Here is a 13,784-nt window from a genome sequence, read left to right as displayed (position 1 = left end):
TCCGCGTGTGCGGCTCCTTTGGGGTTGTGGTGGTGGGGGGTCTGGTTGATGGGGTTGTTGTTTGAGAACTACATAGTGGACGCGAGCATCTAGGGACACACGCATGCGTGTGTTTCTATACAGCAATTTCTTATGAATGAACCTGGCCCTTGTGGTCATGGTTCTCTCGATATGAATGATGCATCGTAGACCGGCGGGCCCCTGTGGGGTTTGTCGGTTTGTGTGTGGTCAAGTTTTTAAGGGCACACGGTGGATGCCTTGGCATTAGGAGCCGAAGAAGGACGTAGGAATCTGCGATAAGCCTGGGGGAGTTGATAACCGAGCGTTGATCCCAGGATGTCCGAATGGGGAAACCCCGCACAACGCTGCAAGGTGATTGTGTGACCCGCATCTGAACACATAGGGTGCGTGGGGGGAACGCGGGGAAGTGAAACATCTCAGTACCCGCAGGAAGAGAAAACAAGAGTGATTCCGTTAGTAGTGGCGAGCGAACGCGGATCAGGCTAAACCGTTCCATGTGTGATAGCCGGCGGGCGTTGCATGGGCGGGGTTGTGGGACTTTCCGTGCTGGTTCTGCCGGACCGGTGAGGTGTGATGTGCAGGCATAGGTGAACGGTCTTGAAAGGCCGGCCAGAGAGGGTGTGAGCCCCGTAACCGTAATGTTTTGTGCCGCCTGGAGAGTATCCCAAGTAGCACGGGGCCCGAGAAATCCCGTGCGAATCTGTCAGGACCACCTGATAAGCCTAAATACTTCCTAATGACCGATAGCGGACCAGTACCGTGAGGGAAAGGTGAAAAGTACCCCGGGAGGGGAGTGAAACAGTACCTGAAACCGTGTGCTTACAATCCGTCGGAGCAGCCTTGTAGTTGTGACGGCGTGCCTTTTGAAGAATGAGCCTGCGAGTTAGTGTTACGTCGCGAGGTTAACCCGTGTGGGGTAGCCGTAGCGAAAGCGAGTCTGAACAGGGCGAGTGTAGTGGCGTGATCTAGACCCGAAGCGGAGTGATCTACCCATGGCCAGGTTGAAGCGACGGTAAGACGTCGTGGAGGACCGAACCCACTTCAGTTGAAAATGGAGGGGATGAGCTGTGGGTAGGGGTGAAAGGCCAATCAAACTCCGTGATAGCTGGTTCTCCCCGAAATGCATTTAGGTGCAGCGTTGCGTGTTTCTTGCCGGAGGTAGAGCTACTGGATGGCCGATGGGCCCTACAAGGTTACTGACGTCAGCCAAACTCCGAATGCCGGTAAGTCAGAGCGCAGCAGTGAGACTGTGGGGGATAAGCTTCATAGTCGAGAGGGAAACAGCCCAGACCACCAACTAAGGCCCCTAAGCGTGTGCTAAGTGGGAAAGGATGTGGAGTTGCGAAGACAACCAGGAGGTTGGCTTAGAAGCAGCCATCCTTGAAAGAGTGCGTAATAGCTCACTGGTCAAGTGATTCCGCGCCGACAATGTAGCGGGGCTCAAGTACACCGCCGAAGTTGTGGATTTCACACAGTACCCTAGCCTTCGTGGTTCAGGGGTGTGGAGTGGTAGGGGAGCGTCGTGTGGGCAGTGAAGTCGCGGTGGAAACCAGCGGTGGAGCCTACACGAGTGAGAATGCAGGCATGAGTAGCGAAAGACGGGTGAGAAACCCGTCCGCCGAATGATCAAGGGTTCCAGGGTCAAGCTAATCTGCCCTGGGTAAGTCGGGACCTAAGGCGAGGCCGACAGGCGTAGTCGATGGACAACGGGTTGATATTCCCGTACCGGCGAAAAACCGCCCATGCCAAGCGGGGGATACTAACCGCCCGGAGCCTGCCCGTACACCCTTGTGGTGTGCCGGGTTTTGGCCGAGCGCGGGACCTGATCCCGGGAGGTAAGCGTATTAACAGGTGTGACGCAGGAAGGTAGCCGGGCCGGGCGATGGTTGCCCCGGTCTAAGGATGTAGGGTCAGGGATAGGCAAATCCGTTCCTGTGTGTTTCGAGCACGATCCTGAGATCTGATGGGACTCCCGTAAGGGGGGATCCGGTGATCCTATGCTGCCAAGAAAAGCATCGACGCGAGGTTTTAGCCGCCCGTACCCCAAACCGACACAGGTGATCAGGTAGAGAATACCAAGGCGATCGAGAGAATTATGGTTAAGGAACTCGGCAAAATGCCCCCGTAACTTCGGGAGAAGGGGGGCCTGCCCCGTGATGGAGACTTGCTCTCCGTGAGCGGGTGTGGGCCGCAGAGACCAGGGGGAAGCGACTGTTTACTAAAAACACAGGTCCGTGCGAAGTCGCAAGACGATGTATACGGACTGACTCCTGCCCGGTGCTGGAAGGTTAAGAGGACCGGTTAGCCACTTGTGGCGAAGCTGAGAATTTAAGCCCCAGTAAACGGCGGTGGTAACTATAACCATCCTAAGGTAGCGAAATTCCTTGTCGGGTAAGTTCCGACCTGCACGAATGGAGTAACGACTTCCCCGCTGTCTCAACCATAAACTCGGCGAAATTGCAGTACGAGTAAAGATGCTCGTTACGCGCAGCAGGACGGAAAGACCCCGAGACCTTTACTATAGTTTGGTATTGGTGTTCGGAGTGGCTTGTGTAGGATAGGTGGGAGACGTTGAAACCCGGACGCCAGTTCGGGTGGAGTCATCGTTGAAATACCACTCTGGTCACTTTGGACATCTAACTTCGGCCCGTGATCCGGGTCAGGGACAGTGCCTGATGGGTAGTTTAACTGGGGCGGTTGCCTCCTAAAAAGTAACGGAGGCGCCCAAAGGTTCCCTCAGCCTGGTTGGCAATCAGGTGTCGAGTGTAAGTGCACAAGGGAGCTTGACTGTGAGAGAGACATCTCAAGCAGGGACGAAAGTCGGGACTAGTGATCCGGCGGTACATTGTGGAATGGCCGTCGCTCAACGGATAAAAGGTACCTCGGGGATAACAGGCTGATCTTGCCCAAGAGTCCATATCGACGGCATGGTTTGGCACCTCGATGTCGGCTCGTCGCATCCTGGGGCTGGAGTAGGTCCCAAGGGTTGGGCTGTTCGCCCATTAAAGCGGTACGCGAGCTGGGTTTAGAACGTCGTGAGACAGTTCGGTCCCTATCCGCTGCGCGCGCAGGAAATTTGAGAAGGGCTGTCCTTAGTACGAGAGGACCGGGACGGACGAACCTCTGGTGTGTCAGTTGTACTGCCAAGTGCATCGCTGATTAGCTACGTTCGGATGGGATAACCGCTGAAAGCATCTAAGCGGGAAGCTCGCTTCAAGATGAGATTTCCATACACATTTATGTGTGAGAGGCCCCCAGCCAGACCACTGGGTTGATAGGCCGGATGTGGAAGCGAGGACTAAAGACTCGTGAAGCTGACCGGTACTAATAGGCCAACAACTTACACCACACACAACACACTGCACGCGTCCACTATGTGGTTCCCGAACAACAACCCCGGGAACAAAACCACAACAAAATAACAACCAAGCACCACAGTTGTAACCACAAAACTTCCCACCCACCCCCACCAGGGGGCGGGACGGGTAACAAGGTTACGGCGGTCATAGCGTGGGGGAAACGCCCGGTCCCATTCCGAACCCGGAAGCTAAGACCCACAGCGCCGATGGTACTGCACCCGGGAGGGTGTGGGAGAGTAGGACACCGCCGGACACACATTAAGGGGAGCCCCGACCACGACGGTCGGGGCTCCCCCCATTTAACACCCCGGTTCGAGCCGCCGGTAAAGTAGGTGGTCATGGAAAATCTCTTCAGCCATCCCGCGTCCGAACCCGAGCCCTCCGAGCAGTCCGGCAATGAGCTTGAGCCCCTGGTGGTGACCGTGGTGGTCCCATCGAACGTATCGCATGCTTTCCAAGGCTTCACTGACCACCCCCACCTGTGGTGGCCCATGGAGGAGGAGAGCGTCTTTGGGCTCGGTTCCCATGTGGAGTTCGAGGAGAACCTGATCCTGGAGACAGCCGAGGACGGCCGCACCTCTGTCTGGGGCACCATTGACGACTGGCAGCCTCCCCTCTCCTTCCATGCCAGCTGGTATCCGGCGAGCACACCCTTGTGGTCCACGGAGATCCGTGTTGCGTTCCGTGCCGTTGATGACGGGACAGAGGTCCGTCTGGTCCACGACGGTTGGGAAGGCGCCGAGGACCCTGCGGCTTCACGGGCTTCCTATGCTGAGGGTTGGCCTCGCGTGCTGCAGCGCTACGTGAGATTCATGGGCGGAGCCGTTGCCTAGGGTCCGCCGGCTCCGCGCCGATGACTGGTTGTTGCTGAAGAACATTCGCTTGGAGATGCTTGCTGACACCCCCATGGCTTACGTCGAAAACCTGGATGCGGCACGTCGGCAGACGGATACCCAATGGCAGCAACGAGCGGCCTCAATGTGCGGGGATGGCAACGTCACGCTGGTTGCGGATGGGGGCAAAGACGATCGCAGGCTTTACGGGCTGATGAGGGTGGTGTTGAAGCACCCGCAGGATCCTGGGTTGGCGCCGGTAGCTATGCTCATCAGCGTTTACGTGGCCCCTGAACATCGCGGCTTGGGATTGGCTGATGAGCTTTTGAATGCGGCGTGCAGGGTCGCAGGGGAGTCCTTGGGGGCCGATCGTCTTGAGCTGGGAGTCCATGAGGACAATGCCCGGGCTCAAGCGTTCTACAGCCGCCATGGATTCGAGTTGACGGGTGCCAGCCGGCCCTATCCGCAGGATCCGGCCAAGCTGGAGCTCGTGATGGAACGGCTGCTGTAGACGGCGGGACAGAGGGCAAGTACAGCTAGTTCGTGTCGGCCGGTGGAACAGCGGTGCTGGTGCGCACAACGAGCCTGGTGGGGTGCTGCGTGTCCGCTGCGACGAGAGGGGTGCCGTTGGTGATCGCCCCAAGGAGGGTACGGACTGCAAGTGCCCCTTGACCCTTGGCATCCTGGTCGATGGTAGTCAGTCCCAGGACGTTCCCAAGGTCGTGTCCGTCGATGCCCATGACCGAGATGTCATCCGGGACGCGCAAACCGAAGTCGCGTGCAGCCAGGATGGTGCCGATCGCCATTTCGTCAGATGCTGCGAAGACGGCGGTTGGCCGTTCCGGCGCGCCGGCAAGCAACTGCCGGGCGGCCGCATAGGCGCCTTCTATGGTGAAGTCCGCAGAAACGATCCATTCGGGCCTGACCGGACATCCGGCGTCGTTCATTGCTTTTTCGAAACCGGTGCGGCGGGTTCCCGGCAGATGGAAGTCCTGATCGTAGGCTTCATGACCGGTGATGTGGGCGATCCTGGTGTGCCCCAAGCCTAGAAGGTGGTTGGTGGCCTGGCGCGCAATGGCCGTGTCGTCGATCCTGATGGTGGAGGCTCCAGGCAATGGCCCGCCGATGCCAACGATCGGGCGGTGCACGGCATGCAGTTGCCGGAGTTCGTTCTCGCTCAGTTCCAAGGAGACCGCAATGACCGCGTCCACACGCTTGCGCAGAAGGAAATCGTTGAAGACACTCTGCCGGTGGGCCGCATTCTCGCCGATGTTGTAGAGCGTGAGGTCGTAGCCCGCCTCCAACAGGGCTGCTGATGCGCCCTCCACCACCGCTGAAAAGAACCAGCGATGGACGGAGGGCACCACCAGGCCAACGTTGTGGGTCCGGCCGGACGCCAGGCTGGACGCGGGATAGGACAAAACGAAACCCAGCTCGCAGGCGGCGGCCCGGGCACGTTCGCGGCTGGCAGGGGATACGCTGCCTTTACCGCTCAGGGCCCGGGAAACTGTTGCCACGGACAAACCTGCGCGCTCGGCAACGTCCTTGATACCGGTCATCCCGCTCCTTGAAAAAGATTTAGCTGACTTTGAGCCAGACTGTCTCTCCCGAGCTTATTTGATCAGCAGCCTGTGGTTCCGCGCCTACATGCCGGGAGCTGCGCAGGATTAGCTCTCCGGGCGGCATCGGCATGGGCTGGTGTGCCGTATTCATGACCACCAGGATGTTTCCGTTGAGGTACGCGAGTGACGAGCCGCTGCAGTAATCCTCCACCCAGGCCAAAGATCCTTCACCGAGTCGGAGTGCGGCCCTTTCGGCCAGTAATGCACGGTACAGGTTAAGGTGCGACGCCGGATCGGACTCCTGCTTGTCCCTCGCCAGTGTGGGCCAGGACTCGGGCTGGGGCAGCCAAGGATCCTTGCCGTCCCCGAAGCCGGCGTTGGCGTTCGCCGCTCGCCACGGCAGCGGCACACGGCAGCCGTCGCGGCCGATGCGGGCCCCGCCTGTCCGGCTGAACGTGGGGTCCTGCCGAAGCGCGGCGGGGATGGTGATGGAATCGGGGAGGCCCAGCTCCTCACCCTGGTAAAGGTAGGCGCCGCCCGGAAGGCCGAGCATGAACATGGTGGCCGCGGCAGCCCGCCGTCGTCCGAGTTCCTCGTTGGGCTGTACGTCGTCAGGCCCTATGCCATCACCATCGCGGGGGCCGGGTCCGTCGTATCCGAACCGGGAAACGTGCCGGACAACATCGTGGTTGGAGAGAACCCAAGTACTCGGGGCCCCGACAGCATCCAGCGAGACCAGGGAGTCAGTGATGGTGTGGCGAAGGCGGTAGACGTCCAAGCCGGCATGCAGGTACGGGAAGTTGAAGGCTTGGTGCATCTCGTCGGGGCGGACCCACAGCGCCAGCCGCGGAAGCGGGTCCACATTGGCTTCGGCGCAGAGGATGCGGTCCGGCCCGTATTCCTCCAGGATGGAGCGCCAGCGCCGGTAGATGTCGTGCAGTGCGGGCTGGCCGAACATGGGAGCATCCTGGCCCGGGAAGCCGTCCGAGCTGTTGCCATCAGCGCGGCCGCCCCAGTTGGGAAGGCCTGCGGCTTTGACCAAGGCGTGGGCAACATCAACACGGAAGCCGGAAATACCGCGGTCCAGCCAAAAACGGAGCACGCGTTCAAACTCTGCGTGGACCGCAGGGTTGTCCCAGTTGAAGTCCGGCTGCGAGGAGTCGAAAAGATGCAGGAACCACTGTCCTGGCCGCCCGTCCGCTTCGATGATGCGGGTCCAGGCCGAGCCGCCAAAATGCGACTGCCAGTTGTTGGGCGGCTCGTTGCCGTCGGGACCAAGCCCGTCCCTGAAGATGAACATGTTGCGCTCGGGGCTATGAGGTCCGGCCTGGAGTGCCGCCTGGAACGCTACGTGCTGGTCGGAGCAATGGTTGGGAACCAGGTCCGCAATGACGCGCAGGTTCAGCCTGTTGGCTTCGGCAATCAGTGCGTCAAAGTCCGTCAGGGTGCCAAACAGCGGGTCGACGTCGCAGTAGTCGCTCACGTCGTAACCTGCGTCCCTCTGGGGCGAACGGTAGAACGGCGACAGCCACACGGCGTCCACTCCCAAAGCTGCAAGCTTCCCCAGTTCTTCCGTGATGCCAGCCAGGTCTCCTACGCCGTCCCCGTTGAGGTCGCGGAAGGACCGCGGATAGATCTGGTAGATGACGGCGGAACGCCACCAACCGTGGGCGTCGGAGGCGTTGTGGACTGGGGTTATCTGCGTGAATGCAGCAGTGGGCTCGTAGGCCTCAACTGAGAGCAATGAATCAACGGACATGGACACATCGTAGGAGACAGCCCGGAATATTGAAAGCGCTTCCACTTTTATGAACGCGTCACCCACAGCAAGGCGCAGTGGTGCGGATTTTCGAAGGAGTAAGTTCGGGGCTATGTATGGAAACGCTTACAGATGTCATCGTGGGAGGCCGAGGGATTTAGCCTGGCTGTGCCAAAAAGGCCACGGGTCCGCTGGCTAGACTATGAGCACAGAAAACACTGCGAAGACTGCCGGGTTGGCGTGTCCGCGGTGCTCGTGTGAAGGGAACACCTTGTCTGACGAAATGGCCATGGCCGGTACACCACAGAAACGCACACACGGCCAAGGCGAAGCAGCCCAGCCATCACCAGCGCAGCGGGCTTTCCTGCGCGACCTCGCAGAAGGCCTGGGCGCCGGCAATCTGGCCCAGGACGTTGAAACCCTCAGCACCTACTCAGCCGACCAGGGTCCCCTCCTGGAACGGCACCTGCCTCTTACCGTCGTTTGGGCTGAGTCCGTGGCGGACGTGCAACACGTCGTCCGCACCTGCGCCGCACACCGGGTTCCGATCGTCGCCCGAGGCGCCGGAACGGGTGTCTCCGGGGGTGCGCACGCCACCGAAGGGTGCATCGTCCTGAGCCTCGAACGGATGAACCGCATCCTGGACCTGAACCCCGACGACGAGACCGCCGTCGTCGAACCCGGCGTCATCAATGCCGACCTGAACGCCGCCGCCGCCGAACACGGACTGATGTACGCGCCGGACCCCGCCAGCTACAAAATGTCTACCATCGGTGGCAACGTGGCCACGAACGCGGGCGGGCTGCGCTGCGCCAAATACGGTGTAACGCGTGATTCCGTGTTGGCACTGGATGTCGTCATGGCTGACGGCTCCCTGATGCACACCGGCCACCAGACCTTCAAGGGCGTCGCGGGCTACGACCTGACCGCCCTGCTGGTGGGCTCCGAAGGAACACTGGGAATCGTGGTGGGCGTGACAGTACGACTGAAATACCTGCCGCGCGAAATCCACACCATCGCCGCCTTCTACCAGGACTTCCGCAGCGCCGCCGCGGGCGTCCTCGCTGTAGGCCGGGCACGGGTCCAGCCAGCGATCATGGAACTTCTGGACAACGGCACGCTGGTGCAACTGGACGAACTGCACGGGGGAGACCTCCAGAAACGCGGCAAATCCCTGCTGCTCATCCAGACCGACGGTTTCGGTGCTGCTGCGGAGGCCGACGTCGTACGGCAGGTCCTCGCCGAGGGCGGCGCCACCGTGACCACCGAAGCCAGCGCCGAAGCCGAAATGCTGGTGGAACTGCGACGCAACAGCCGCGGCGTCGAGGTGGACGACGAATTCCGGGTAGGCGAAGACATTGCCGTCCCACGATCGCGGCTGGTGGACTTCGTAGCCGCCCTTGAAGCGATGGCCGAGCGGTTCCAGGTCCGGCTCAAGGTAGTGGCCCACGCCGGCGACGGTAACCTGCACCCCACCTTCTGGATGGACCGGGTGGACCCCGCCACCGACACCGACGCCCTGCAGCGCCTGAACGCAGCCTTGGACGAGTCCATTCGGGTGGGGCTCCAGATGGGTGGAACCATCACCGGTGAGCACGGCGTAGGGCAATACAAGCTGCGCTGGCTGGGACTTGAGCAGCCGGAGTCCGTGCGGGAGCTGCAGCGGCGGATCAAGGAGCTGTTCGATCCGCAGGGGATCCTGAACCCGGGGAAGGCTATCTAGGAACCGGCTGGCGGCGCGTACCGGCCGGGCGGAGCGTACCGGGCGGGCCGGGCCCGAAGGCCCGGAACGCTCTGCGCGCTCGGTCGTTCCTCCCTTAGACGCGCGCTGCCGCGTTCCGGGCCTTCGGGCCCCTTGGGGGTGCGCCGGCAGCGTTGCCGCCACATCACACCCCCGCTCTGGTATTCCAAAGTTGTGCTTCTCATCTTTTGGTCACATCGTTTCTGGCATTTACATTCGTTGATTCTGCTCATATTCTTATTTGGTATACCAAGGGCGTTATGAGGAGGATTGCGTGCGTGAAAACCGGGTGGGTGGACCGGGTCTGGGTTCGAGGGCGACGACGGGCCTGATCTTGCTCGCACTTGTGATGGTGTCCATCAATCTTCGGCCGGCTATTACTACGGTGGCCGGGGTGATGAACCAGGTGCACGGGGTTTATGGACTCGATCCTTCGCTGCTTGCGCTCTTGGGAACGTTGCCGGTGTTGGCTTTCGGGATTTCGGGACCCGTTGGGCCGTGGCTGGCTCGCCGACTGGGAACCGGACGGGCCGTAGCCGTGGCACTCCTGGCGTTGGCTGCAGCGCTGATCCTCCGTGCGACCGTGCCAGCGCTCTTGCTCCCGGGCACTTTCCTGGCCGGCATGGCGATCATGAGCGCCAGCGTGTTGGTTCCGCAGATCGTCAAATCCAACAGGGGCACGGGGTGGTGGACTGGCCTTTGCACCATGGGATTTGGACTGGGTGCAGCACTTGGGGCCGGATTGGTCCAGCCACTGGAGCAGGCCTTCGGCGGAAGCCTGCCGTCGGCACTTGCCGCCTGGGCCGTGCCGGCCCTGCTGGGGGCCTTCCTGATCCACCGCTCCGGAGGACGCACGACGTCGACACCCCCGTCGCCCGGAACAGCCAGCCAGGTGCCTGGTCCAGCCAGCCCAGTATCTGGCTCGGCCAGCCCACTCAGGAAGCAGCGCACAGCATGGGCGGTCACGGCGTTCTTCGGTTTGCAGGCCATGCTCTACTTCGCCATCACCTCATGGCTGGCTGTGTACCTGGTATCCCGGGGGCTCTCGCCTTCGGAAGCTGCGGCATTGCTGGCATGGTTCAGCCTCGCTGGATTGCCGGCCAGCCTCCTTGCTCCTGTCCTGGCGGGCCGGCCCAGGATACTGCGGGTCATGGCGCCCGGACTTGGAATATCCGTGGCCCTCGCACTCGTGGGAGTGCTGGTTGCACCTGTAGGGCTGCAGTTCCTCATGGTCGGCATACTCGGGGTTGTGCAAAGCGCTGGTTTTGGCCTGGCCATGGCACTGGTGGTGATCCGCTCGGCGGGGCCGCAATCAGCGGGCCGGCTCTCGGCCATGAGTCAAGGGTTCGGCTTTGCGCTTGCTTCGCTGGGCCCCTTGGGCGCCGGATTGCTTCACACCATGACGGGCGGTTGGGAAGTGACGTTCTGGGCGCTCGCGGCTGAGGCGCTGGTGCTGGCCGGGGCAGGCTTCCTTGCCATTCGTGGGCCCCTGGTGAGCGTCGAACCGGCCGAGGCGTCCCTGCAACCCGCGTCGAAGGCTGGATCTCTTCGCTGAGGCGTTGTCCGACGTCGGTGGAACCACCTGGCGCTGAAGACAGCCTTTCCGGTGGCAGGCTGGGCCTTTCGGGGGGTCACTCTGCGGCGTATCCTCGGCGATATGACGACCTCAGCATCAGGGACGAATCAGCCAGCCACCCCCGCTACGGAAATCCTTGAAACCAACGAGTGTTGGGAGCTCTTGCGCGGCGTATCAGTTGGCAGGCTGGCTGTGTGGGTGGACGACCACCCCGATATTTTCCCCGTGAATTACAAAGTGGACCACGGAACCCTGGTCTTCAGGACCGGCGAAGGAACCAAGCTCCACGCGGCCCTTGGCGACACCCCGGTGGCCATCGAGGCCGACGGGGTCAACGCCGAAACCGGCGTGGCGTGGAGCGTCGTGGTCAGGGGCCGGGCGTCCGCGGTGAAGCTGACCCAGGACGTGCTGGACACGATCGGGCTCCTGCTGTTTCCGTGGGAAGCCGGCCAGAAGGACCAGTTCATCCGCATCACACCCAGCAAAGTCACAGGCCGTCGCTTCACAGTCACTCCGGCTGTGACGTGGTGGACGCCGCTGGATGATGCGCCAACTGCGCGAAGCGAGTAGCCGTTAACAACGAAACCCGCCCTGGTTCGGCACTCCTCACGCTCAACGGTGAGGAGAACCAACCAGGGCGGGTTTCGTAGCGGCTAGACCAGTTCCAACTGGTCAGCCACCACACGGCCTGCATGGATCACGGTACGGTCCTTGCCGCGGTCCATCACCGTGGAGGCCACCGTTTCGCCGTCCACCAGGAGCAGTTCGGCAGGATCGCCGACTTCGACGCCGGGACGGTGAGCCGTGTCCTTGAGCCGGGTAGCGCTGGGGTCAAGGATGCTTGCGCCGCCGATGGTGGCAATGGCCAGGCAGTGCTCGATCAGCTCGTCCTTGCGGAAACCGTGCGTGAACGCCAGCTGCCATGTACGGTCCAGCATGTCCGTGTTGCCGTAAGGGGACCAGTAATCGCGTTGGCCGTCTTCGCCCAGGCCCAAACGGACGCCGGCTTCGGTGAGAAGCGGGATGGGCAATTGTCCTGCGGCAGCGGGAGCCACCGAGGCCAAGGAGACGTCCAGCTCCGCGAAGGCGTCAATGAGCCGGCGGGTAGTGGCCTCGTCGACGCTGCCCAGTTGGTAGGCGTGGGACATGGTCACTTTGCCTTGCATGCCCAGGGCCCGGGTGCGCTCGAGTACCAGGTCCGTGCTGAACACGCCCAGCTCGCCGGGCTCGTGGAGATGGATATCGATGGGCACCTGATACTTCTCGGCCAGGCCGAACACGATGTCCAGATGCTTGGCCGGATCCCGGTCCAGAGTACAGGGATCGATGCCGCCCATGACGTCGGCACCGGCCTTCAGTGCTTCCTCCATGAGTTCCACTGTGCCTTCTTCCAACAACAACCCGGCCTGGGGGAAAGCGATGATGTCCACGGATGCCTGACCCGCAAACTTCTCCTTGGCCGCTGCCACCGCCTCGAATCGTTCGAGCCTGCAGTCCACATCCACCTGCGCGTATGAGCGCACGCGGGTGGTGCCGCGCGCGATCATCCGGCCCAGGGTGTCGTTGACGCGGTCCTGCAGGGGGACCTCGGCGTTGCGCCAGTTGAGGCGGTCGTTCATCATCATGGTCCACACGCCCGGACCGCCGGTGTGCTCGCGGAACGGCAAGCCTATCCGGGTCGAATCGAGGTGCACATGGACATCGGAAAAGGACGGGAGGAGTAGCCGTCCCCGGCCCTCCACCACTGTGACGCCTTCCGGAACTGCGCGGGCAGGGTCGTGAGGTTCGACGGCGGTGATCTGGCCGCCCATTGGGCCCGAATCAATGCTGACGTCGCTGAGCTCATGCCCCCACGGGCGAACGGCGCGGATCAGGGTGTTCAATGTTTACTCCTTTGGTAGTGAATCTATTGCACACCGGACAGCACCGTGGCAGCCATACCTGCGTGGTGGCAGGCGGGTGCGTCCGGTGTGGCTGGTGTGGGAATCTGGTTGATACAGCGCTGGCGTTGTTCCTCGGGAAGCGTGCCGATCAGCGGGCAGCGGGTGCGGAAGACGCAGCCGCTGGGTGGATTGGCCGGCGAAGGAAGGTCGCCGCGAAGGCGGATCTTCACCTGTTCACGGGCGGCACGCGGATCCGGCAATGGCACAGCTGACAACAGGGCCTTGGTGTAAGGGTGCAAGGGGTTGCTGAACAAGGCGTCGCGGGGTCCCTGCTCCACGATCTTTCCGAGGTACATCACGGCAACGTCGTGGGAAATGTGACGGACCACTGAGAGATCGTGGGCGATGAAGATGTAAGAAACGCCTGTGTCACGCTGAATCTGTTGCAGGAGGTTCACTACCTGCGCCTGCACCGAGACGTCCAGCGCGGAGACGGGTTCGTCGCAGACAATAACCGAAGGGTTCAGGGAAATGGCCCGTGCGATACCTACCCGTTGCCGCTGACCCCCGGAGAACTCATGGGGGAAACGGTTGTAATGCTCAGGCTTCAAACCCACTTGGTCCAGGAGTTCCTTGACCCGGTTCTTCAGGCCACCTTGCGGGTTGATCTTCTGCGCCACCATGGGAGCCGCGATCGCCGTCCCGACGGTTTGGCGGGGATTCAACGAGGCAAACGGGTCCTGGAAGATCATTTGGACCTTCCGCCGGAAGTTGTACAAGCCCCTTCCGTGCAGTTCACTGATGTCCTCGCCATCCACGACGATCCGGCCGCCGGTCGGGTCCAGCAACCGCGCCACCATCCGTCCGGTGGTCGACTTACCGCACCCGGACTCACCCACGAGCCCCAAAGTCTGGCCGCGGGCAAGGCTGAACGACACGCCGTCGACCGCTTTAACCGAGCCCTTGGTGGAGCCGGGAAGGAGGCCGCCTTTCAGCGCGAAGTGCTTTTGCAGGTTCTCCACCTGGAGAATTGGCTGATGTTCCATGACG

Annotated in this window: 9 protein-coding genes and 2 rRNA genes; 7 read left to right on the top strand and 4 right to left on the bottom strand. The window is 61.7% G+C overall.

Going from position 1 to position 13,784, the window contains the following annotated elements; all coding sequences use genetic code 11:
* Positions 1 to 226 precede the first annotated feature (226 nt).
* The 4 genes from ACNQOP_RS17080 (at position 227) to ACNQOP_RS17065 (ending at position 4,724) form a co-directional block, all read left to right on the top strand.
* Positions 227 to 3,370 (top strand): 23S ribosomal RNA (locus tag ACNQOP_RS17080).
* Positions 3,371 to 3,516: 146 nt separating this feature from the next.
* Positions 3,517 to 3,633: ribosomal RNA gene (gene rrf, locus ACNQOP_RS17075) — 5S ribosomal RNA — on the top strand.
* An 85-nt stretch (positions 3,634 to 3,718) separates the two neighbouring features.
* A complete protein-coding gene (locus ACNQOP_RS17070) occupies positions 3,719 to 4,213 on the top strand; it encodes an SRPBCC domain-containing protein (protein ID WP_257369012.1) in 495 nt (164 codons plus the stop codon).
* Positions 4,206 to 4,724, top strand: coding sequence for a GNAT family N-acetyltransferase (locus tag ACNQOP_RS17065; RefSeq protein WP_416405230.1), 519 nt, complete (start codon positions 4,206 to 4,208; stop codon positions 4,722 to 4,724). Before ACNQOP_RS17070 ends, ACNQOP_RS17065 begins: the two co-directional genes overlap by 8 nt.
* 25 nt (positions 4,725 to 4,749) lie before the next feature.
* Here ACNQOP_RS17065 and ACNQOP_RS17060 read toward each other — a convergent pair whose 3' ends face one another.
* Both ACNQOP_RS17060 and ACNQOP_RS17055 read right to left on the bottom strand, forming a co-directional pair.
* Entirely contained in the window at positions 4,750 to 5,772 is a 1,023-nt protein-coding gene (locus ACNQOP_RS17060) for a LacI family DNA-binding transcriptional regulator (protein ID WP_416405229.1), read from the bottom strand.
* Positions 5,773 to 5,791: 19 nt separating this feature from the next.
* Positions 5,792 to 7,534: a glycoside hydrolase family 13 protein gene (locus ACNQOP_RS17055; RefSeq protein ID WP_416405228.1), complete on the bottom strand. Its 1,743-nt coding sequence runs from the start codon at positions 7,532 to 7,534 to the stop codon at positions 5,792 to 5,794.
* A gap of 289 nt (positions 7,535 to 7,823) precedes the next feature.
* On the opposite strand from ACNQOP_RS17055, the gene ACNQOP_RS17050 reads away from it, so the two are divergent.
* From ACNQOP_RS17050 to ACNQOP_RS17040, 3 genes are all read left to right on the top strand, one after another.
* The gene (locus ACNQOP_RS17050; RefSeq protein WP_416405235.1) at positions 7,824 to 9,257 is read left to right on the top strand and encodes an FAD-binding oxidoreductase; all 1,434 of its coding nucleotides are present in this window, start codon (positions 7,824 to 7,826) and stop codon (positions 9,255 to 9,257) included.
* 292 nt (positions 9,258 to 9,549) lie between these two features.
* Positions 9,550 to 10,830, top strand: a complete 1,281-nt coding sequence (locus tag ACNQOP_RS17045; protein ID WP_416405227.1) for an MFS transporter — start codon at positions 9,550 to 9,552, stop codon at positions 10,828 to 10,830.
* A gap of 102 nt (positions 10,831 to 10,932) precedes the next feature.
* Positions 10,933 to 11,421, top strand: coding sequence for a pyridoxamine 5'-phosphate oxidase family protein (locus ACNQOP_RS17040; RefSeq protein WP_416405226.1), 489 nt, complete (start codon positions 10,933 to 10,935; stop codon positions 11,419 to 11,421).
* 83 nt (positions 11,422 to 11,504) lie between these two features.
* Here the strand turns inward: ACNQOP_RS17040 and ACNQOP_RS17035 are convergent, their stop codons facing one another.
* Both ACNQOP_RS17035 and ACNQOP_RS17030 read right to left on the bottom strand, forming a co-directional pair.
* Positions 11,505 to 12,734, bottom strand: a complete 1,230-nt coding sequence (locus ACNQOP_RS17035) for an amidohydrolase family protein (RefSeq protein ID WP_416405225.1) — start codon at positions 12,732 to 12,734, stop codon at positions 11,505 to 11,507.
* A gap of 23 nt (positions 12,735 to 12,757) precedes the next feature.
* Positions 12,758 to 13,780, bottom strand: a complete 1,023-nt coding sequence (locus ACNQOP_RS17030) for an ABC transporter ATP-binding protein (RefSeq protein WP_416405224.1) — start codon at positions 13,778 to 13,780, stop codon at positions 12,758 to 12,760.
* Between the last annotated feature and the right edge of the window lie 4 nt (positions 13,781 to 13,784).

The organism is Arthrobacter sp. LFS091, assembly GCF_047977885.1.
Lineage (GTDB): Bacteria > Actinomycetota > Actinomycetes > Actinomycetales > Micrococcaceae > Arthrobacter.
The sequence above is the reverse complement of the archived record's forward strand: the minus strand, read 5'-3'. Positions and strand labels throughout refer to the sequence as shown.